20 protein-coding genes are annotated in these 19,949 nt (G+C 66.5%); all 20 read left to right on the top strand.

Annotation, left to right across the window (positions count from 1 at the left end; genetic code table 11):
- The first annotated feature begins 158 nt into the window (after window positions 1–158).
- A complete protein-coding gene (locus tag ACREE8_RS14495) occupies window positions 159–659 on the top strand; it encodes a GNAT family N-acetyltransferase (RefSeq protein ID WP_431573719.1) in 501 nt (166 codons plus the stop codon).
- Between the two features lie 187 nt (window positions 660–846).
- A complete protein-coding gene (locus tag ACREE8_RS14490) occupies window positions 847–1,257 on the top strand; it encodes a MucR family transcriptional regulator (RefSeq protein ID WP_431573718.1) in 411 nt (136 codons plus the stop codon).
- Between the two features lie 135 nt (window positions 1,258–1,392).
- Complete coding sequence (locus ACREE8_RS14485) at window positions 1,393–1,821, top strand: Fur family transcriptional regulator (RefSeq protein ID WP_151180045.1); 429 nt, start codon at window positions 1,393–1,395, stop codon at window positions 1,819–1,821.
- Complete coding sequence (locus ACREE8_RS14480; RefSeq protein ID WP_431573717.1) at window positions 1,818–2,711, top strand: GNAT family N-acetyltransferase; 894 nt, start codon at window positions 1,818–1,820, stop codon at window positions 2,709–2,711. The genes ACREE8_RS14485 and ACREE8_RS14480 overlap by 4 nt, the downstream gene beginning before the upstream one ends.
- Complete coding sequence (locus tag ACREE8_RS14475) at window positions 2,711–3,646, top strand: lysophospholipid acyltransferase family protein (protein WP_431573716.1); 936 nt, start codon at window positions 2,711–2,713, stop codon at window positions 3,644–3,646. The genes ACREE8_RS14480 and ACREE8_RS14475 overlap by 1 nt, the downstream gene beginning before the upstream one ends.
- A gap of 116 nt (window positions 3,647–3,762) precedes the next feature.
- A complete protein-coding gene (gene miaB, locus ACREE8_RS14470) occupies window positions 3,763–5,166 on the top strand; it encodes a tRNA (N6-isopentenyl adenosine(37)-C2)-methylthiotransferase MiaB (protein ID WP_431573715.1) in 1,404 nt (467 codons plus the stop codon).
- Entirely contained in the window at window positions 5,163–6,212 is a 1,050-nt protein-coding gene (locus ACREE8_RS14465; RefSeq protein WP_431573714.1) for a PhoH family protein, read from the top strand. The genes miaB and ACREE8_RS14465 overlap by 4 nt, the downstream gene beginning before the upstream one ends.
- A gap of 5 nt (window positions 6,213–6,217) precedes the next feature.
- Entirely contained in the window at window positions 6,218–6,823 is a 606-nt protein-coding gene (gene ybeY, locus ACREE8_RS14460) for an rRNA maturation RNase YbeY (RefSeq protein WP_431573713.1), read from the top strand.
- A gap of 15 nt (window positions 6,824–6,838) precedes the next feature.
- A complete protein-coding gene (locus ACREE8_RS14455) occupies window positions 6,839–7,765 on the top strand; it encodes a hemolysin family protein (RefSeq protein WP_431573712.1) in 927 nt (308 codons plus the stop codon).
- Between the two features lie 34 nt (window positions 7,766–7,799).
- Complete coding sequence (gene lnt / locus ACREE8_RS14450) at window positions 7,800–9,383, top strand: apolipoprotein N-acyltransferase (protein WP_431573711.1); 1,584 nt, start codon at window positions 7,800–7,802, stop codon at window positions 9,381–9,383.
- 167 nt (window positions 9,384–9,550) lie between these two features.
- Window positions 9,551–10,018 (top strand): helix-turn-helix domain-containing protein, encoded by a 468-nt coding sequence (locus ACREE8_RS14445; RefSeq protein ID WP_151180052.1) that lies wholly within the window; start codon window positions 9,551–9,553, stop codon window positions 10,016–10,018.
- 397 nt (window positions 10,019–10,415) lie between these two features.
- Window positions 10,416–11,585: a methionine adenosyltransferase gene (metK, locus tag ACREE8_RS14440; protein ID WP_431573710.1), complete on the top strand. Its 1,170-nt coding sequence runs from the start codon at window positions 10,416–10,418 to the stop codon at window positions 11,583–11,585.
- Window positions 11,586–11,590: 5 nt separating this feature from the next.
- Window positions 11,591–12,337 (top strand): tRNA (guanine(46)-N(7))-methyltransferase TrmB, encoded by a 747-nt coding sequence (gene trmB, locus ACREE8_RS14435; RefSeq protein WP_431573709.1) that lies wholly within the window; start codon window positions 11,591–11,593, stop codon window positions 12,335–12,337.
- Window positions 12,338–12,599: 262 nt separating this feature from the next.
- Window positions 12,600–13,094 carry a ribosome maturation factor RimP gene (rimP, locus tag ACREE8_RS14430; protein WP_431573708.1) on the top strand — a complete coding sequence of 165 codons (495 nt, stop codon included), beginning with the start codon at window positions 12,600–12,602 and terminating at the stop codon, window positions 13,092–13,094.
- Between the two features lie 14 nt (window positions 13,095–13,108).
- Window positions 13,109–14,641: a transcription termination factor NusA gene (gene nusA / locus ACREE8_RS14425; protein WP_431573707.1), complete on the top strand. Its 1,533-nt coding sequence runs from the start codon at window positions 13,109–13,111 to the stop codon at window positions 14,639–14,641.
- Between the two features lie 68 nt (window positions 14,642–14,709).
- Window positions 14,710–15,444, top strand: coding sequence for an RNA-binding protein (locus tag ACREE8_RS14420; protein ID WP_431573706.1), 735 nt, complete (start codon window positions 14,710–14,712; stop codon window positions 15,442–15,444).
- A gap of 20 nt (window positions 15,445–15,464) precedes the next feature.
- Window positions 15,465–18,056 carry a translation initiation factor IF-2 gene (gene infB / locus ACREE8_RS14415; RefSeq protein ID WP_431573705.1) on the top strand — a complete coding sequence of 864 codons (2,592 nt, stop codon included), beginning with the start codon at window positions 15,465–15,467 and terminating at the stop codon, window positions 18,054–18,056.
- Window positions 18,057–18,117: 61 nt separating this feature from the next.
- Window positions 18,118–18,591, top strand: a complete 474-nt coding sequence (gene rbfA / locus ACREE8_RS14410) for a 30S ribosome-binding factor RbfA (RefSeq protein WP_431573704.1) — start codon at window positions 18,118–18,120, stop codon at window positions 18,589–18,591.
- Window positions 18,592–18,594: 3 nt separating this feature from the next.
- Window positions 18,595–19,521: a tRNA pseudouridine(55) synthase TruB gene (truB, locus tag ACREE8_RS14405; RefSeq protein ID WP_431573703.1), complete on the top strand. Its 927-nt coding sequence runs from the start codon at window positions 18,595–18,597 to the stop codon at window positions 19,519–19,521.
- Between the two features lie 18 nt (window positions 19,522–19,539).
- Window positions 19,540–19,809 carry a 30S ribosomal protein S15 gene (gene rpsO / locus ACREE8_RS14400; protein WP_151180060.1) on the top strand — a complete coding sequence of 90 codons (270 nt, stop codon included), beginning with the start codon at window positions 19,540–19,542 and terminating at the stop codon, window positions 19,807–19,809.
- Window positions 19,810–19,949 lie beyond the last annotated feature (140 nt).

Genomic DNA, 19,949 nt, shown 5'->3' with positions numbered 1-19,949 from the left:
GGCCTGATCGAGGCGGCCTTGTTTGCCGGCCTGGTGGCACGGCTTTTGGCCTGCGGCGGCGCCGCGCCCGAAGGTCCCCTCCTGATGCCCGATCCTTTTTATCTGCGCGCGCCGGACGTCAAACTGCCGGGCGGTCTTCCGGCCGGCCCGGCGCCGTCATGACGACCGGCTCGCCCAATCTTTCGGTCAGGCCGACCGTCGCCTTCGATCTCGATGCGCTGGCGCTGCTCCATGCCGAAGCCTTCGCCCAGGCCTGGGATCAGCCCTGGAATCGCGAGTCGATCGCGACGCTGCTGGCGATGCCGGAGGCGTTCGGGTTGGTGGGTTTCGTCGATGATGCGCCGGCGGGCCTTGTCATCGCGCGGGAAGCCGCGGGCGAGGCCGAGATCCTGACCCTGGGCGTCGTCCCCGGGGCGCGGCGGCGGGGTCTCGCGCGGCTGCTGCTCGATGAAACGGCCAGCCGGGCTGCCGCGGAAGGGGCGGAGCGGCTTTTCCTCGAGGTGGCCGATGACAATATGGCGGCCCAGGCACTTTATGCGCATGCCGGTTTCGTCAGGGTCGGCCGCCGCCCCGACTATTACGCGCGGGGGGCCGGCGTGCGCGTGGCGGCCCTGATCCTGTCCTTGCCCCTGGCGGCGCTGCCCTTTGCGTCGATTTGACATAAGAACTGGCCGACACAAGAACCGGACTGATCCGCCAGTATCGGGAATCGCCGCTCAGTAGAGCGAACAATAGTCTCCGGAAAGACCCCACAAGACTTGGCCGAATATTGGCGTTTTAATCTTGACCGAGGAAGCTCCGGCCCTATGCTTGCGCGGCCTTCAAACAACCCGGAACGACGGAACCATGGCCGACACCGCGAAAAACCAGGATCTGCTGCCGCTCGTCGCCGATATCGTCTCGGCGCACCTGTCCAATAATTCAGTGCCGGCTGCAGAACTGCCGAATCTCATTCGGGACATCTATCGCGCGCTCTCCACGGTGGGCGAGGCGGAAATCCCGAGCGAGCGGCCGGAACCCGCGGTGCCGGTGAAGAAGTCGGTGTCCCCCGACTACATCGTCTGCCTGGAGGACGGGAAGAAGCTGAAGATGCTCAAGCGGCATCTGCGGACCGCCTACAACATGACGCCACAGGAATATCGCGAGCGCTGGGGCCTGCCGCCCGACTATCCGATGGTCGCCCCCAACTATGCCAAGCAGCGCAGCAAGCTGGCCAAGCAGATCGGCCTCGGCACCAAGGCGCGGCGCCGGCGCTAAAGACGCGGGTTCGCGTCTTATAGTCCTGACATTTCATTGGCTTGCCGGCGAGCGGCGGCGTTTCCCAGGGTAGGCGGGCGCCACGCTTGCCACTATACTTTCGCGAGCCGGGCTCCCGAGGTAGGCTGAGAAACGATGATTTCTCGAATCGAAAAACTGTGCAACGACCGCGGCCTGAAGATGACCGATCAGCGCCGGGTCATCGCGCGCGTCCTCTCGGACGCCCAGGACCATCCCGACGTGGAGCAGGTCTATCGCCGGGCGACCGCGATCGACCCCCGCATCTCGATCTCGACCGTCTATCGAACGGTGAAGCTGTTCGAAGAAGCCAGCATTCTCGACCGGCATGATTTCCGCGACGGGCGCGCCCGCTATGAGGAGGTACCGGAGCATCATCACGATCATCTGATCGATGTGCAGTCCGGCCGCGTCATCGAGTTCAACAATGAAGAGATCGAGAAGCTGCAGCATGCCGTGGCGGAGAAGCTGGGCTATCGCCTGATCGGGCACCGGCTCGAGCTCTATGGCGTGCCGCTGGTCGGCGGAAAAGAGCGCAAGGAATGAGTGGAAGGCCGGTACCGCCGACGGCCGACCGGGTGCTGCCGAACCGCCCGAAACCTGCGACCTCGGGCCTGACCAAGACGGGCAAGCCGGTCGATATCCGGGCGGGCGATCTTGAGCTGAGGCTGGCCGAGAACGAAGCCGAGATCGAGGCGGCCCAGCGTCTGCGCTATCAAGTCTTCTATCGCGAGATGTCGGCCGAGCCGACGCCGGAGATGGCGGCGGCGGGCCGGGATTTCGACAGCTTCGATCCCTTCTGCGATCATCTGCTGGTGATCGACCGGCGCGTCGGCGAAGGGGCGGCCGGCGTGGTCGGCACCTACCGGCTGCTGCGCCGCTCGCGCGCGGCCGATCGCGGCCGTTTCTATTCGGTCGACGAATATGACATCGCGCCCCTGGTCGCCCATCCGGGCGAGGTGCTGGAACTGGGCCGCTCCTGCATCGATGCCGAGCATCGCTCGCGCGCGGCGATGCAGCTGCTGTGGCGCGGCATTGCCGACTATGTGATGTATCACGACGTGACGCTGATGTTCGGCTGCGCTTCCCTGCCCGGCATCGATCCGGCGGCGCATGCCCTGCCGCTCTCCTATCTCTATTACAATCATTTGGCGCCGGAGGCGTTGCGTCCACGCGCTCTGTCCTCGCGCTATGTCGATATGCAGTTGATGCCGCGGGACGCGATCGATCTGAAGGCGGCGCTGCTGGCCTTGCCGCCGCTGATCAAGGGCTATCTGCGGCTCGGCGGTTTCGTCGGCGATGGGGCTGTGGTCGACACCCAGTTCAACACCACCGATGTCTGCGTCATCGTGAAGACCGACTGGGTCACCGACAAATACTTCAAGCATTACACGCGCGAGGACGCCGCCTCGCGCACGCCGACCGGGCCCGCTTGATGACTTTGCCGCGTCCGCCGCGCCTGAAGCTGCTGCCGCCCGAAGATCCGCCGCCCGAACTGGTGCTGGGCTCGACCTATCGGGCGATCTTCCGGGCGATTCCCTACATCCTCTGCACCCTGATCCTGATCCCGATCCAGGCCTTCGCGATTGCGATCGGCTGGTCGCTGGCGCAGCGCCTGCCGGTTATCTATCACCGCATCTGCTGCCGCATCATGGGCATGCATGTCACCATTCGCGGCCACCGCTCGCGTGCCCATCCGACCCTGTTCATTGCCAACCACAGCTCCTATCTCGACATCATGGTGCTGGGCTCGCTGGTGCCCGCCTCCTTCGTCGCCAAGGCCGAGATCGCCGGCTGGCCCTTCTTCGGCACGCTGGCCAAGCTGCAGCGTTCCGTCTTCGTCGACCGACAGCGCCAGAACACGCATCTCCAGCGCGACGAGATGCAGAAGCGGATCGATGACGCCGAGAATTTGATCCTGTTCCCCGAAGGCACCTCGGACGATGGCACCACGGTGAAGCCGTTCCGCTCGGCGCTGCTGTCGGTGGCCGAGCGTCGGGTGGGGCCCGGCCAGACACCGCTGACGCTGCAACCGGTCTCGGTCGCCTATACCCGCCTCAATGGCGTGCCGCTCGGGATCGGCCTGCGCCCGCTGGTGGCCTGGTATGGCGATATGGACCTGGCCCCGCATCTGGGGCGGTTCCTCGGGCTCGGTGACATCGAAGTGGTGGTCGAATTTCATCCAACCGTCACGATCGAATCCTTCGGCTCGCGCAAGGCGCTGACAGACCATTGCTTCCGCGAGGTGGCGAGCGGCGTGGCGGCGGCGCTCTCCGGGCGCCCGCAAGCCTTGCCGGCCGCCACGCCTGCGACCCATGGCGCGATGCCGATGCCGATCGCCCAGCAGTTACCTTCCGGCGTTCCCTCGTGATAGAGTGGCGTCATATGGGAATAAGCGAGGGTGACGCGACGCGGATCGAGCGGTGCCGACGCGGGGCCGGACCGGTCCTCCCGCCTGCGGCCTCCTTTCCGCCAGCGACGTGAACATTGGCGAAGAAGCTCTACATCAAGACCTATGGCTGCCAGATGAATGAGTACGATTCCGCCCGCATGGCGGACGTGCTGGCGCCTCTCGGCTACGAACCGACCGGCCAGGTCGAGACCGCCGATATGGTCATCCTCAACACCTGCCATATCCGCGAGAAGGCCTCCGAGAAGGTGTTCTCGGAGCTGGGCCGCCTCAGGCACGCCAAGCGCGATCGCGAGGCGGCCGGGCAGGAGATGATCATCGCGGTCGCCGGCTGCGTCGCGCAGGCCGAAGGTAGCGAGATCGTCCGCCGCGCGCCCTATGTCGACATCGTGCTGGGACCCCAGACCTATCACCGCCTGCCCGAACTGATCGCCCGCGCGAAGCGCGCCGCCGATCCCTCACGCCGCGGCATCGTCGATACCGAGTTTCCGGTCGAATCCAAATTCGATCACCTGCCGGAAACCCATGCGGCCAGCGGCGTCACCGCTTTCCTGACCGTACAGGAGGGTTGCGACAAGTTCTGCACCTTCTGCGTGGTGCCCTACACGCGCGGCGCCGAGATGTCGCGTCCGGTCGAGGAGGTCGCGGCCGAAGCGCGCCGGCGGGTCGCGGGCGGCGTGCGCGAGATCACGCTGCTCGGCCAGAACGTCAACGCCTATCACGGTCGCGCGCCCTCGCGTTTCATCGGTAAGGCCGGCACCGCCGGCGAATGGGGTCTGGGACGGCTGGCGCGTCACCTGGCGGAGATCGAGGGGTTGGAGCGCATCCGCTACACCACCTCGCATCCGCACGACATGGATGACGAGCTGATCGAGGCGCATCGCGATCTGCCGCAGCTCATGCCCTTCCTGCATCTGCCGGTACAGTCGGGTTCCGACCGCATCCTGGCCGCGATGAACCGTCAGCACCGGACGGCGGATTTTCTCCGCATCGTCGGGCGCTTGCGTAGCGCGCGCCCCGATCTCGCCCTCTCCTCCGATTTCATCGTCGGTTTTCCGGGCGAGACCGAGGCCGATTTCGAGGCGACGCTGGCGCTGATTCGAGAAGTCGGGTTCGTCATGGCCTATACCTTCAAATACAGCGCGCGGCCCGGCACGCCGGCCGCGACCCTGCCCGATCAGGTTCCCGAACAGGTCCGCAATCAGCGGCTCGACCAATTGCAGGCGCTGTTGCGCGAGCAGCAGCAGGCCTTCAACACCACCATGATCGGCCGGCGCCTGCCGGTGCTGCTGGAAAAGCTCGGTCGTCATGAGGGCCAGCTGATCGGCCGCAGTCCCTATCTGCAATCCGTGCATCTCGAGGCGCCCGAGGCGTCGATCGGCCAGATCCTGCCGGTCGACATCCTGGCTCTCTTCCCCAATTCGCTCGCCGGCCGCCTCGCCTCTGGGCATGCCGGCGCGCGCGAACGGCTCTCGGCGTGAAATCCTTGCCCCAAGCCACGGTCAACCCACCCATCCATCTCGAATTCGACGACAACCGATTGCTGCCTTCGCTCTTCGGCGAGCATGACCAGCATCTGGTCCGTATCGAGCAGGGACTGAGCGTGTCGCTGGTCTCGCGCGGCAATCGTCTCGCCATCTCCGGACCTGCGGACGCCGTTGCCCATGCCCGCACCGCGTTGATCGGTCTCTATCAGCGGCTGAAGCGCGGGCTGCCGGTGGACATGGCCGAAGTCGACGCCGCGGTGCGGCTGGTGCGCGCGGAAGAACAGGCGGGCGAGCCCAGCCTGTTCGAGCGCATGGGACCGGATGGCACGGCGGTGCGCACGCAGCGCCGCCACATCACGCCGCGCTCGCCGATGCAAACCGAATATCTCAAGGCGCTGCGCGATCGCGATCTCGTCTTCGGCCTGGGGCCGGCCGGCACCGGCAAGACCTATCTGGCGGTCGCGGTCGCGGTGGCGATGCTGACCAAGGGCTCGATCGACCGCATCGTCCTGTCGCGTCCCGCGGTCGAGGCGGGCGAGCGGCTGGGATTCCTGCCCGGCGATCTGCGCGAGAAGGTCGATCCCTATCTCCGTCCGCTCTATGACGCGCTCTACGACATGATGCCGACCGAGCAGGTCATGCGCCGGCTCTCCAACGGCGAGATCGAGGTGGCGCCGCTGGCCTTCATGCGCGGCCGCACCCTCTCCAACAGCTTCGTCATCCTCGACGAGGCGCAGAACACCACGCCGGTGCAGATGAAGATGTTCCTCACCCGCCTGGGCGAGGGCAGCCGCATGGCGGTCACGGGCGATCTCTCGCAGATCGATCTTCCCACAGGCCAGCGCTGCGGCCTGGCCGATGCGGTCGAGACGCTCGACGGCGTCGAGGGCGTGAGCATGGTTCGCTTCACCGAGGCGGACGTGGTCCGCCATCCGCTGGTCGGACGCGTGGTCCGTGCCTACGAGGCGCGCGAGCGCGAGCAGCGAGCCCGTGACGGTGCCGCCCCGGACGGGACCGGCCGCGACACGCCGCGCCGGTAACGTCCATGACGCGAGCGGCCAAATCGGCGCCGCGCCGGCCGCGCGCCGGATCGGCGAAATCCAAATCCGCACCCGCAAGGGGGGCCCGGCGAACGCCGGCACGGCCAGCGGCAGCGCGGATCGCGATCGAGAAACTGGATCCGGCCTGGCGGAAGGTGGCACCGGGTATCGATGCGCTGGCCCGCCAGGCCGCTCATGCCGCCCTGGCAGCGGCCCTGCCGCCGGGTCCGCGCGCCGAACTGGCCCTGGCGCTGGGCGACGACGCCCTGCTGCAGCGCCTCAACCGGGATTACCGGGGGCGCGACAAGCCCACGAATGTGCTATCTTTTCCCTATGTCGCGTCACCCGGGGTGCCCGCCCAAAGCGGACGCTTTCTGGGCGACGTGGCGATCGCGCGCGAAACGCTGCTCGCGGAGGCGGTCGCCGAAGGCAAGCCGGCAGCGCACCATCTGAGTCACCTGATCGTGCATGGGGTCCTCCATCTTCTGGGCTACGACCACGAACATGCCGCCGACGCGCGGCGGATGGAGACGCTCGAACGCAAGGTGCTCGCCGGCCTCGGCATCCCCGATCCCTATCGGGTGCGGCCGGCCGCGGCCCGGCGACGCTGAGAAGGTGGCGCCGAGATGAGCGATCCCGCCTCCAGTACGACCAGCCGCGATCCGGCAGAGACCGACGAATCCTCCGGATTTCGCGTCATCCGCAATTGGCTGCGCTGGCGCCGCCGCCACCGCAAGACCGAGACCGACCTGCGCGGCGCGATCGAGGAGCTGATCGAGGAGAGCGAAGGCGACACCGAGGCCGAGCCCGCCCATGGCGACGAGAGCAGCCTGCTGCTCAACATCCTCAAGCTGCGCGACCTCACCTGCGTCGACATCATGGTGCCGCGCGCCGACGTGGTCGCGGCCCCGGCCGACATCAGCCTCGAGGATCTGGTCAAGCTGATGGTGCGCGAGGGCCATTCGCGCCTGCCGATCTTCCGCGAGACGCTCGACGACGCGGTCGGCATGGTCCATATCCGCGACGTGCTGGCCTGCATCGCGGGCGAACGCAAATACGACCTGATGCAGATCAAGCGCGAGGTGCTGTTCACGGCACCCTCGATGCGGGCGCTCGATCTCCTTCTCGAGATGCGCCTCAAGCGCATCCATATGGCGCTGGTGGTCGACGAGTTCGGCGGCATCGACGGGCTGGTGACGATCGAGGACGTGGTCGAAGAGATCGTCGGCGAGATCGAGGACGAGCATGACGTCGCCGAGGGACCGAAGCTGATCCAGCGCCCCGACGGGACCCTGATCGCCGATGCGCGCGCGACCATCGAGGAATTCGAGACCATGGTCGGGCCCGTCCTCTCCGCCGAAGAGCGCGAGGAAGATGTAGACACGCTGGCGGGGCTCGTCTTCGCGCTCGCGGGCCGCGTGCCCAGCCGCGGCGAGCTCATCACCCATCCGGCCAGCGGAATCGCCTTCGAAGTGCTGGATGCCGATCCGCGCCGCATCAAGCGGCTCAAGATCCACAACCTGCCCAAGCCCTCCACGGATGGCCAAGAATAAGGCGGCCGCCCGCGCGGTCGAACGAATCCCCTCCATGACCGACGGCACGATGGCGGCACCCTGGCCGATGCTGGGGCGCCTCGATGCGCGACTGGCAGGCCTGACGGGCTGGCGCCGTTATCTGGTCCTGACCTTCCTGGGCGCCCTGGGGGCGCTCGCTTTGCCGCCGGTGCATGTCGTGCCGGCCTTCTGTCTCGGGCTCTGGGCCATTGTCTGGGGCATCGAGCGCGCCCCAACGAGCCGCGCGGCTTTCGCGGCCGGTTGGTGGGTGGCGTTCGGCTATTTCCTCGCGGGTCTCTACTGGATCGCGAGCGCGCTCCTGGTCGATCCGCTGAAGTTCGGCTGGATGATTCCCTTCATCGTCGGCGGCCTGTCAGCCTTGATGGCGTTCTTCGTCGGCCTGTCCGCGGCCACGGTGCGCCGGCTGAAGCTCCGGGGTGTCGCCGGGGTGCTGGCGCTCGCCGTCGCCTGGCTGTTCTTCGAATGGGTGCGGAGCTGGCTGTTCTCAGGGTTTCCCTGGAACCTCGCCGGCTATGTCTGGGCCTTCTCGGACGGCATGAACCAGTTCGCTGCGCTGGCCGGGGTCTGGGGCCTCTCCCTTGTGACAATTGTTGGGCTGGGCCTGCCGGCGCTACTCGCGCGCCCCGCGAAAAACCCTCGGACTGTGGTCCTAGCCGCGGCAGCGGGAGTTACATTGCTGGCGGCGATCTGGATCGGCGGCACGATCCGGCTGTCGATGGCAGCGCCGCCGCCGAGCGATGGGCTGTATTTGCGAATCGTCCAAGCGGCCATTCCGCAGACGCTCAAGAACGACAGCGATGCTGCCTACAAGAATGTACTACGACAAATTGAGATGACGCGAGGAACGCCGGGCGGGGAAGCGGCGCGGCTCGTGCTGTGGCCCGAAGCGGCAGTGCCATTCCTGATCGATCGCGAGCCGGGGTTACGCAGCGCATTAGCGGGAGTCGTACCACCGGGGGGGTATCTCGTCACCGGTTCGCCGCGCGGCGAACCTCAAACTGGTCCGCTCGATCAAGTCTGGAACAGCCTCGTCGTGCTCGACGAGCACGGCATGATTCGCGCGACGTTCGACAAGTTCCATCTGGTGCCGCTCGGCGAATATGTGCCGTTGCGCCGGCTGTTTCCCTTTATTTCCAAGGTCACGCCGGGCGGCATGGATTTCACCGCCGGTGTCGGTCCCACAACGATTCATTTGCCCGGCATACCGGCGGTGGGACCGGTGATCTGTTACGAGGTGATTTTCCCCCACGCCATTGTGAATGAGGCCGACAGACCTGATTGGATCGTCAACCTCACCAATGACGGCTGGTTCGGCATCACCAGCGGACCCCATCAGCATTTCGCGAGCGCGCGCTTGCGCGCCGTCGAAGAGGGACTGCCGCTGGTGCGCGCCGCCAATACCGGTATCTCCGGCATCGTCGATTCTTACGGGCGTGTCATCAAGGAGTTGGGCCTCGGCGAAATCGGCGTCATCGACGGTGTCCTGCCACAGCCATTAACTCCTACACCTTATGCGCGCGGGGGCGACTGGAATGTCCTCGCTTTGGGGTTGATCGCCGCGCTCCTCGCACTAGTTTGTCATAGGCGTAAAACCTGACCGCTCCGCCATTGAGGCCGGTCTTACCTTTTTGCAGTTGCCGCACCCGATCGCAGCGGGGCATTGAACGCATCGCGTGTTGACTGCATAAGGGCGTATGACCTACTAGAGAGTGTGGACCGAGGTCCTGAGCGACGGACGGTCGAACCTTGAAAGGATGAACTCGTATGCCCCGCGGCCGGAAATCCTCCGGAAGGATGGCTAGTCAAGGCTTCCCCAATCCCATCGACGTTCATGTCGGCGCGCGTATTCGGCAACGCCGCACGCTGCTCGGCATGAGTCAGGAAAAACTCGGGGAAGCGATCGGTCTGACCTTCCAGCAGGTCCAGAAATATGAGCGCGGCGCGAACCGTGTCGGCTCGAGTCGGTTGTTCGATCTGGCCCGCGTACTCGACGTGCCGGTCAGCTATTTCTTCGAGGACATGTCGGCCGGCACGGCGTCCAAGTCGCCGTCCCGTCTGCGTGGCCTGGCGGAACCGAAGCCCGAACCCTTCGAGCCCGATCCGCTGGCGAAACGCGAGACCCTGGAACTGGTCCGCGCTTATTACCGCATCGCCGATCCGGCGGTTCGCAAGCGCGTGTTCGAGTTGACCAAGGCCTTGGGCCGGACGGTCCGCAAGCGCCGGGCTTCCTGATCCGCTCTCCGGTCTGATCGCCACAGCCCGCGACCTTGTCTCGCCTCCAAGCTTGAGGCGGGGACAAATGGTCGCGGCTGCCTTTCAAGGGCGCGACCAGGCCGTAGAGGCAGGCCGTCAGGCAGGGGGCTTCTGCGCCCAGCGGCTGTTTTGCGCGATTCGGGCGTGACCGACGGGCGCCGGGCCGTTTCGCTTTCGCGCCCTGGCGGCCCCCTGAGCTTAAGCTCCCCTTATGGTACAGGCCGGTCAATTTGGCTTGACCGGTCCGCGGCGCTTGAAACATCATCCGGCGCCCGAATCCAGGGGTCTGTCCAGAGTCGGCGGCTGGCAGCGACGCGGAGCCGATGTCCGCGCCTTATCGATCATTCATGCGCCACTGTCCTTATGAGGAGCGCCCGTGTCCAAGGGGTCCTATCTCTTTACCAGCGAATCCGTGGCCGAAGGCCATCCGGACAAGGTCTGCGACCGCATCTCCGATGCGATCGTCGATACCTTCCTGACGGCGGAGCCCCAGGCGCGGGTCGCGGTCGAGACGCTATGCACCACCAATCATGTGGTGCTCGCGGGCGAGACCCGGGGTCCGGCTTCGATCACGCCGAAGCTGATGGAAGATGTGGCGCGCCAGGCCATTCGGGATATCGGCTATGAGCAGGACGGCTTCCATTGGAAGCACGCCAAGGTCGAGATCCTGGTTCACGGGCAGTCGGCCGACATCGCCCAGGGCGTCGACGCGCTCGGCAACAAGGACGAGGGAGCCGGCGACCAGGGCATCATGTTCGGCTTCGCCTGCAACGAGACCGAGCATCTGATGCCGGCGCCGATCTTCTACTCGCACAATATTCTCCGCTCGCTGGCCGAGGCGCGCCATTCCGGCGCCGAACCCGGCCTCGGGCCCGACGCCAAGAGCCAGGTCACGCTGCTCTATGAGAACGGCAAGCCGGTGCGCGCCACCTCGGTGGTGGTCTCGACCCAGCATTCCGAGAAGCTGTCGCAGGAGCAGGTGCGCGAGATCGTGCGCCCCCATGTCCTCAACGTCCTGCCCAAGGGCTGGATGTGCCCTGAGTCAGAATTCTATGTGAACCCGACCGGCCGCTTCGTCATCGGCGGCCCGGACGGCGATGCCGGCCTCACCGGCCGCAAGATCATCGTCGACACTTACGGCGGTGCCGCCCCTCATGGCGGCGGCGCCTTCTCCGGCAAGGATCCGACCAAGGTCGATCGCTCGGCGGCCTATGCCGCGCGCTATCTGGCGAAGAATGTCGTGGCGGCGGGCCTGGCCGAGCGCTGCACCATCCAGATCTCCTACGCGATCGGCGTCTCGAAGCCGCTCTCCTTCTATGTGGACACGCACGGCACCGGCCGGGTGGAAGAAGACAAGCTGGCGAAGCGGCTGCCCGAGATGGTGGATCTGCGTCCGCGCGCGATCCGCGAGCATCTGGGGCTCAACCGTCCGATCTATGCGCGCACCGCGGCCTATGGCCATTTCGGCCGCGCGCCCGATCCCGATGGCGGCTTCTCCTGGGAACGCCTCGATCTGGTGTCGGCCCTCAAGAGCGAGCTGCACTAAGCGCCATGCCGAGACGCCCGGCCGCAAAGGCCGGCGACGGCCATGACGATCGCACCGTCGGCGACGACGAGACCGGCGAACGGCTGCATTTTCACGGCCGCCGCAAAGGCCGGAAGCTGCGGTCGGGTCAGCAGCGCCTCATGCAGGAGACCCTGCCGGGCCTGAGGATCGAGCTGCCGCCCGACGGATCCCGTCTCGATCCCGAGGCGTTGTTCGGGCCGGGCCGCGAGCTCTGGCTCGAGGTCGGCTTCGGCTCGGGCGAGCATCTCGCCTGGCAGGCCGAGAACAACCCGCAAGTCTCGATCATTGGCTGTGAGGTCTTCGAGAACGGCATCGCCCGGGCGGTGGGTCATGCGGTCGAGCGCGGCCTCCGCAATCTTCGCTTCTTTCCCGACGACGCCCGCATGTTGATGGACCGGCTGCCCGATGGGTCGCTGAGCCGGGCCTTCATCCTCTTTCCCGATCCCTGGCCCAAGACGCGCCATGCCGGGCGCCGGTTCGTCGGCCGGCCCAATCTCGACCGGCTGGCGCGGCTGATGCGACCGGGCGGGGAATTGCGGATGGCCAGCGACGATCCCACCCAGATCCGCTGGATGCTGGCGGAGACCCTCGATCATCCGGCTTTTCTCTGGCTTGCGACCGGCCCGGAGGATTGGCGCCGGCGCCCGGCCGACTGGCCGGGCACACGCTATGAGGCCAAGGCCTTGCGCGAGGGACGCAAACCCGCCTATTTCCGCTTCCGGCGGCGCTGATCGCGGGAATCCGCGAGAAATATTTTTTTGTCGGCGTGTCCCCGCGCCGCAGCCCGGAAAAGCGCTGCCGAAACGCGCCAAACCCGCGAAAAACCGGCAAAAAGTCTCTTGCGCGGGGAAAGAAAGCCACTATATTCCCGGCCATCATTGTTCCGAACATACGGGACCAAGAAAAAAGGTGGGCCGAATGCCCGCCTTTTTTGTTACCCGCGGTTTGGGCGCGTTTTGGCGCGGCCCGGATCCTTTGACAGTTGAGCCCTGAATGGTCGAGACACACCAGATCGAGCAGATGATCGAGCCTTCGCTTGCCGCGATGGGCTATGAGATCGTCCGCGTCCATCTGTCGGGCGGGCATCGGCCGATCCTGCAGATCATGATCGAGCGGATCGATGGCCGCGAGATGACGGTCGATGACTGCGCCGACTCCAGTCGCGCGATCTCGGCCTTGCTGGATGTCGAGGATCCGTTGCCGACCGCCTATGAGCTCGAGGTCAGCTCGCCCGGCATCGACCGGCCGCTGACCCGGCCCAAGGATTTCGAGCGGTTCGCCGGCCATCTCGCGAAGATCGAGACGCGCCGGCCGATCGAAGGGCGCAAGCGCTTCCAGGGACGTCTCGTCGGCCGTGCCGGCGAGGAGGTCGTGGTGGCGCTGGACGAAGGCGGGGAGGCCCACCTGCCGATGACTGAGATAACCAAAGCCAAACTGGTGCTGACCGACGAGTTGATCGCGGCAGCCACAAACAACGCGAATCGTTAGATCCCGAGGTTGACATGGAACCCACAATTGCCATTCCCAGGCTTGAGCTTCTGCAGGTGGCGGAAGCCGTCGCGCGCGAGAAGGGCATCGAGCGCGATGAAGTGCTGGAAGCGATGGAGCAGGCGATCCAGAAGGCCGGCCGCTCCAAATACGGTCATGAGCACGACATCCGCGCTCTGATCGACCGCAAGAGCGGCGAGATCCGCCTGATGCGATTCCGCGAGATCGCCGATCCGGTGGTCAACGAGGCGACGCAGATCCCGCTGTCCGACGCGCTGCGCTCCTATCCCGACAAGAAGCTCGGCGATTTCCTGGTCGAAGAGCTTCCGCCGATCGATTTCGGCCGCATCGCCGCGCAGACCGCCAAGCAGGTGATCGTGCAGAAGGTGCGCGAAGCCGAGCGCAAGCGTCAGTTCGAGGAATTCAAGAACCGCAAGGGCGAGATCGTCAACGGTCTGGTCAAGCGCGTCGAGTTCGGCAATGTCACGGTCGATCTGTCCCGTGCCGAGGCGCTGCTGCGCCGCGACGAGCTGCTGCCGCGCGAGGCGTTCCGCGTCGGCGACCGCGTCCGTGCGCTGGTGCTGGATGTGCGCGAAGAGCCGCGCGGCCCCCAGATCTTCCTGTCGCGCACCCATCCGACCTTCATGGCCAAGCTGTTCGCCCAGGAAGTGCCGGAAATCTACGACAACATCATCGAGATCAAGGCCGTCGCCCGGGACCCCGGCAGCCGCGCCAAGATCGCCGTCATCTCGAACGACAGCTCGATCGATCCGGTCGGCGCCTGCGTCGGCATGCGCGGCAGCCGCGTCCAGGCGGTGGTCGGCGAGCTCCAGGGCGAGAAGATCGACATCATTCCCTGGTCGCAGGATCCGGCGACCTTCGTGGTGAACGCGCTGGCCCCGGCCGAAGTCGCCAAGGTCGTGCTCGATGAAGAGACCCATCGCATCGAGGTGGTGGTTCCCGACGATCAGCTTTCGCTCGCGATCGGGCGGCGCGGCCAGAATGTGCGCCTCGCCTCGCAGCTCACCGGCTGGGATATCGACATCCTGACCGAGGCCGAGGAATCCGAGCGCCGCAGCGAGGAGTTCCGCTCCCGCTCGCAGATGTTCATCGATTCGCTCGATGTCGACGACGTGATCGCGCATCTGCTGGTGACCGAAGGCTTCACCACGGTCGAGGACGTCGCTTTCATCCCGGTCGAGGATCTGGCCGCGATCGAAGGTTTCGACGAGGAGGTGGCCGAGGAGCTGCGCCAGCGGGCGCAAGCCTGGCTCGAGCAGCAGAACGAGAAGCTCAGCCTGCGCCGCCGTGAGCTGGGCGTCGCCGAGGATCTGGCCTCGGTCGAGGGCCTGACCCCCGGCATGCTGGTCACGCTCGGCGAGGCCGGCGTCAAGACGCTGAACGATCTGGCCGATCTCGCGACCGACGAGCTGGTCGACAAGAAGGACGGCATTCTGCGCAGCCATGATCTGAGCCGGGCCGATGCCGAGGCCATGATCATGACGGCACGCGCCCATTGGTTCGAGGGCGACCAGGCCAAGGCCTGAACCAAGACCGGGCGCGCAGGAACGGATACGAGAACGAGGACGACGGAACCGAACGAATGCAGGGTGGCATGGGTATGACGGCCAAGAACGCAGCCGATGATCCGAGCCGGGGGGCGATGAGCCCGACCGGTGCGGCCACGGCCGTGGACGAGGCCGACGCGGTGGCGGCGGACGAGCCGGCCCCCGATGGCCCGCTGCGCCGCTGCATCGCCACGCGCGAGATCAGGCCCAAGGAGGCGCTGCTGCGTTTCGTGGCCGGTCCCGACAAGGATGTGGTGCCCGATCTCGCCGGCAAATTGCCGGGCCGGGGCCTCTGGGTCTCGGCCGATCGGGCGGCGCTCGAGCTGGCGGTGGAGAAGAACCTGTTCGCCAAGGCCGCCAAGGCGCCGTTGCGGGCGTCGCCGGGACTGGCCGACGAGGTTGTCCACTTGCTGAGCCGTCGTTGCCTTGAATTGATCGGCCTCGCCCGCCGTGCGGGTCAGGCCGTGGCGGGTTATGAGAAGGTCGATTCCTGGCTCGAGCGGGGCCAGGTGGCGGTGCTGCTCGAAGCGTGCGATGGGGCTGCCGATGGCAAGCGCCGTCTCGCGGCGAAGGCCGGGGCACCCCATATAAGCAAGACTCCGGCGCCGACGGCCGAAAAGCCGCGCATTGCCGTGATCGACCTCTTTACCGCCGCTGAACTCGCCTCGGCCCTCGGCCGCGAGCATGTCGTTCATGCCGCTCTGAGCGAGGGCGGCCTCGCCCGTGCGCTCGTGACGGATGCCGCACGGCTCAAAGCCTTGATTGCCGGACATAACAACTGAAGACCGATCGGATTATCGCGATGACCAGTAGCAACGACATCGATGCCAGCAAAAAGCCGCTGAAGCTGAGCCGTCCCAAGCTCGAGCTGAAGAAGACGGTCGACGCCGGTCAGGTTCGACAGAGCTTCCCCCATGGCCGGACCAAGACCGTCGCGGTCGAGGTGAAGCGCAAGCGCACCTATGCGCGCGGCAATGGCGACAAGGTCACCGAGATCACGACCGAGCCCGAGCTCGTGGCACCCGCCGACACCCCGGCCCATGTCCATGCGCCGGCGGTGGTGGAAGCGCCGCCCCCGGTCATGCATCACCTGACTGAGAGCGAGCGCGCGGTTCGGCTGAAAGTGCTGGGCGAGGCCAAGCGCGATGACGAGTTGCGCCGTCAGATCGAGACGGAAGCGGCGCGCCAGCGCGCCGAGGAAGATGCGCGGCTCGCGGCCGAGGAAGCGGCCCGGCCCAAGCCCGTCAAGACCGAGGCGGATACGGCGCCGGCCGTCGTGGCGGAAGTGACCCCGGCGCCGGTCAAGGCCAAACCGGCCCCGGAGCCCGCGCCTGCGCGCGATGGCGAGGCCAAGCCGCATCGCCTGACCGCGAAGCCCGCGGTCGCGGCTGTGCCTGCGACCGAAGACGATGAAACCGACCGGGCGCGGCGTCCCGGCGGGCCCGTGCGTCATGCGGTGCCGAAGCCGGCGCCCGTGGCGCGTCGCGACGAGCCGCGCCGTCGCACCGGCAAGATCACGATCTCGCAAGCGCTGGATGAGGATGCAGGCGAGCGCGTGCGCAGCCTGGCCGCCGTCCGTCGTGCCCGCGAGAAGGAACGCCGCCTGGCGATGGCGGCTGGCGATTCAACAAAGGTATTACGCGACGTGGTCATTCCCGAGACGATCACCGTGCAGGAATTGGCCAACCGCATGGCCGAGCGCGGTGCCGATGTCATCAAGTCTCTGATGAAGATGGGCATCATGGCGACCATCAACCAGACGCTCGATGCCGACACGGCCGAGCTGGTCGCCGCCGAGTTCGGTCACCGCGTTCGCCGCGTATCGGCGGCCGACGTCGAGATCGGCGTCGAGGGCCTGGCCGACGAGGCCGAGCATATGGTCCCGCGCTGGCCGGTCGTGACTGTCATGGGCCATGTCGACCACGGCAAGACCTCGCTGTTGGACGCTTTGCGCCAGACCGATGTGGCGGCGCATGAGGCCGGCGGCATCACCCAGCATATCGGCGCCTATCAGGTGACCCGCGGCAACGGGCAGAAGATCACCTTCATCGATACGCCGGGCCACGCCGCCTTCACCGAGATGCGCGCGCGCGGCGCCAACGTCACCGACATCGTCGTGCTGGTCGTGGCGGCCGATGACGGCATCATGGAGCAGACGGTCGAGGCGATCCATCACGCCAAGGCCGCGCAGGTTCCGATCATCGTCGCCATCAACAAGATGGACAAGCCCGACGCCAACCCGACCCGGGTGCGCCAGGAGCTGCTGAAGCACGAGCTGGTGGTGGAAGATCTGGGCGGCGAGATCCAGACCGTCGAAGTCTCGGCCAAGACCAAACAGGGCCTCGACAAGCTCGAAGAGGCGATCCTGCTGCAGGCCGAGATCCTGGAGCTCAAGGCCAATCCGGATCGCGCGGCGGCGGGTGCCGTCATCGAGGCCAAGCTCGAGCGCGGCCGCGGCGTCGTGGCGACGCTGCTGGTGCAGCGCGGCACGCTTCGCGTCGGCGACATTCTGGTGGCGGGCGGCGAATGGGGCCGCGTCCGCGCCCTTCTCAACGACCGCGGCGACGTGATGAACGAGGCCGGCCCGTCGATGCCGGCGGAAATTCTGGGCCTCCAGGGCGCGCCCTTGGCCGGCGACACCTTCGCGGTGGTCGAGAACGAGACCAAGGCGCGTCAGGTCAGCGAATATCGCCAGCGCGTGCAGCGCGACAAGGAAGCGGCCACCCGCGTGCGCGGTTCGGCCCAGGACATCTTCACCAAGATCGCCGAGGGCGAGGCCCGGGAACTGCCGATCATCGTCAAGGGCGACGTCCAGGGCTCGATCGAGGCGATCAATGCGTCGCTGCAGGGCTTGAACACCAAGGAAGTGGCGGTGCGCGTGCTGCATACCGCGGTCGGCGGCATCAACGAGTCCGACGTGACACTGGCCCGGGCCTCGAACGCGATGATCGTCGGCTTCAACGTCCGCGCCAATCCGCAGGCGCGCGAGATGGCCAAGCGCGACAAGATCGAGATCCGCTACTACTCGATCATCTACAACGTGGTGGACGATGTGAAGGCGGCCCTGTCGGGCCTGCTCTCGCCGACGATGCGTGAGAACTTCCTCGGCTACGCCACGATCCGCGAGGTCTTCAATATCACCAAGGTCGGCAAGGTCGCCGGCTGCATGGTCACCGAAGGGACGGTCAAGCGCGGCGCCAAGGTGCGCCTGCTGCGCGACAACGTCGTCATTCACGAGGGCAGCCTGAAGACGCTGAAGCGCTTCAAGGACGAGGTGCGCGAGGTCAAGGAAGGCTTCGAGTGCGGCATGGCTTTCGAGAATTACGACAACATCCAGGTCGGCGATCAGATCGAGTGCTTCGAGATCGAGTCGGTGACGCGCACGCTGGCCTAAAGGCCGGCGCGGCGTCACCCGCTCTGCTTCGAACGAACGGAACGATCCGAGGGCTTTCCAGGTGAAGGCACGTCGAAAATCACGCGCTGGCTCGGGCCCGAGCCAGCGCCAGCTGCGCGTTGGCGAGGAGATCCGGCATGTGCTGGCGGAGCTCTTCGTCGAGGGGCGGCTGCATGATCCGGAGCTGGCCGATCTGCGGATCACCGTGACCGAGGTCAAGGTCAGTCCCGATCTGAAGAATGCGAGCGCCTTCGTGGTCCCCTTCGGCGGCGGCGATCCCGAGGCGCTGGCGGACGCGCTCAATCGCGCCGCCCCTTTCCTGCGCGGCGAGATCGCCCATGCGCTCAAGCTGCGTTTCGCGCCGCAGATCCGCTTCCACCCCGACAAATCCTTCGACCGCGCCCAGCGCCTGGACCAGCTCCTCCATAGCCCCGAGATCGCGCGCGACCTGGGCGAGGCGAAAGACGACGACCAGGGCCCGGGCGATGAAGGTGGGGACGACCGGGATCAGGAAGACCGGGGCGGGGAGCGCTAGCGGATGGCGCGCCGGCGCAAGGGCCAGCCGATCAATGGCTGGGTCATTTTGGACAAGCCCTTGGGCATGACCTCGACGCAGGCCGTGGCCGCGGTCCGCCGTCTCTTCGACGCGAACAAGGCCGGCCATGGCGGCACGCTCGATCCGCTGGCGACCGGGCTTCTGCCGATCGCGCTGGGCGAGGCGACCAAGACCGTCTCCTATGTGATGGACGGGCGGAAGGTCTATCGTTTCACCGCCCGCTGGGGCGAGGCGCGGTCGACCGACGATGCCGAAGGGCCGATCACGGCCCGCAGCGACCGAAGGCCGAGCACTTCCGAAATCGAAGCCGTCCTGCCCCGCTTCCAGGGCGAAATCAGCCAGGTTCCCCCCGCCTTCTCCGCGATCAAGGTCGAGGGCGAGCGGGCCTACGACCTGGCGCGCGCCGGGGAAGCGGTCGATCTCGCGGCGCGCCTCATCTGGATCGAGCGCTTGAGCCTGGTCTCTCAACCCGACGCCGACCATGCGGAATTCGAGGTCGTGAGCGGCAAAGGCGCCTATATGCGTAGTCTTGCCAGAGACTTAGGCCTGGCCTTGGGAACCGTTGCCCATGTCTCCGCCCTGCGGCGAATTGCGGTCGGTCCCTTCACGGAATCCCAGGCGATTTCTCTGGAATCGCTGAAAGCCCTGGGGCATATTCCGCCCGCCTCAGGGCACCTGTTACCGGTCGAGACGGCGCTGGACGACATCCCGGCCCTTCCCTTGACCGACGCCGAGGCGCTTCGCCTGCGTTCTGGCCAGTCCATCGGTTTGCTCCGCGCGAGCGACCGCGAACGGTTGGGCGCGATCCGTAGCGGCGATTTGGTCTGCGCCATGGCCGGCGGAAAGCCGGTGGCGTTGGCCCGCTTGGAAGCTGGCGATCTGCGCCCCGTGCGCGTGTTGCATCTTTAGACGAAAGGAACAGCCACGATGTCGATTACGGCCGAGCGCAAACAGTCGCTCATGAAGGAATACGCCCGCAAAGAGGGCGATACCGGTTCGCCGGAGGTTCAGGTCGCGGTCTTGAGCGAGCGAATCAAGAACCTGACCGACCATCTGCAGTCCCATGAAAAGGACTTCCACTCCCGCCGCGGTCTGCTGGTCATGGTTGGCCAGCGCCGCCGCCTGCTCGATTATCTGAAGCGCACCGACGATCCGCGTTATCAGGAGCTGGTGCAGCGCCTTGGGCTGCGCCGTTAATTTCACCAAGCGTTGCTCCGTCCCGCGGAGCGACGCGATCCGACTAAAGGGAGAGCGCGCGTGGCTGCGGTCGGCGCCGCGCGCGCCAGTTGCCGGGCCGACGCAAGAAGCGGGCATGGCCGCTTCTGGCGGCGGCCCGG

The organism is Hypericibacter sp. (assembly GCF_050729195.1).
Taxonomy (GTDB): domain Bacteria; phylum Pseudomonadota; class Alphaproteobacteria; order Dongiales; family Dongiaceae; genus Hypericibacter.
The sequence above is the reverse complement of the archived record's forward strand: the minus strand, read 5'-3'. Positions and strand labels throughout refer to the sequence as shown.

What these genes read in the sequence shown, in the direction of transcription:
- ACREE8_RS14495 (WP_431573719.1), top strand. Translation starts at nt 159, where the DNA reads ATGACGACCGGCTCGCCCAATCTTTCGGTCAGGCCGACCGTCGCCTTC.
- ACREE8_RS14490 (WP_431573718.1), top strand. Translation starts at nt 847, where the DNA reads ATGGCCGACACCGCGAAAAACCAGGATCTGCTGCCGCTCGTCGCCGAT.
- ACREE8_RS14485 (WP_151180045.1), top strand. Translation starts at nt 1,393, where the DNA reads ATGATTTCTCGAATCGAAAAACTGTGCAACGACCGCGGCCTGAAGATG.
- ACREE8_RS14480 (WP_431573717.1), top strand. Translation starts at nt 1,818, where the DNA reads ATGAGTGGAAGGCCGGTACCGCCGACGGCCGACCGGGTGCTGCCGAAC.
- ACREE8_RS14475 (WP_431573716.1), top strand. Translation starts at nt 2,711, where the DNA reads ATGACTTTGCCGCGTCCGCCGCGCCTGAAGCTGCTGCCGCCCGAAGAT.
- ybeY (WP_431573713.1), top strand. Translation starts at nt 6,218, where the DNA reads ATGACGCGAGCGGCCAAATCGGCGCCGCGCCGGCCGCGCGCCGGATCG.
- ACREE8_RS14455 (WP_431573712.1), top strand. Translation starts at nt 6,839, where the DNA reads ATGAGCGATCCCGCCTCCAGTACGACCAGCCGCGATCCGGCAGAGACC.
- lnt (WP_431573711.1), top strand. Translation starts at nt 7,800, where the DNA reads ATGACCGACGGCACGATGGCGGCACCCTGGCCGATGCTGGGGCGCCTC.
- ACREE8_RS14445 (WP_151180052.1), top strand. Translation starts at nt 9,551, where the DNA reads ATGCCCCGCGGCCGGAAATCCTCCGGAAGGATGGCTAGTCAAGGCTTC.
- trmB (WP_431573709.1), top strand. Translation starts at nt 11,591, where the DNA reads ATGCCGAGACGCCCGGCCGCAAAGGCCGGCGACGGCCATGACGATCGC.
- rimP (WP_431573708.1), top strand. Translation starts at nt 12,600, where the DNA reads ATGGTCGAGACACACCAGATCGAGCAGATGATCGAGCCTTCGCTTGCC.
- nusA (WP_431573707.1), top strand. Translation starts at nt 13,109, where the DNA reads ATGGAACCCACAATTGCCATTCCCAGGCTTGAGCTTCTGCAGGTGGCG.
- ACREE8_RS14420 (WP_431573706.1), top strand. Translation starts at nt 14,710, where the DNA reads ATGGGTATGACGGCCAAGAACGCAGCCGATGATCCGAGCCGGGGGGCG.
- infB (WP_431573705.1), top strand. Translation starts at nt 15,465, where the DNA reads ATGACCAGTAGCAACGACATCGATGCCAGCAAAAAGCCGCTGAAGCTG.
- truB (WP_431573703.1), top strand. Translation starts at nt 18,595, where the DNA reads ATGGCGCGCCGGCGCAAGGGCCAGCCGATCAATGGCTGGGTCATTTTG.
- rpsO (WP_151180060.1), top strand. Translation starts at nt 19,540, where the DNA reads ATGTCGATTACGGCCGAGCGCAAACAGTCGCTCATGAAGGAATACGCC.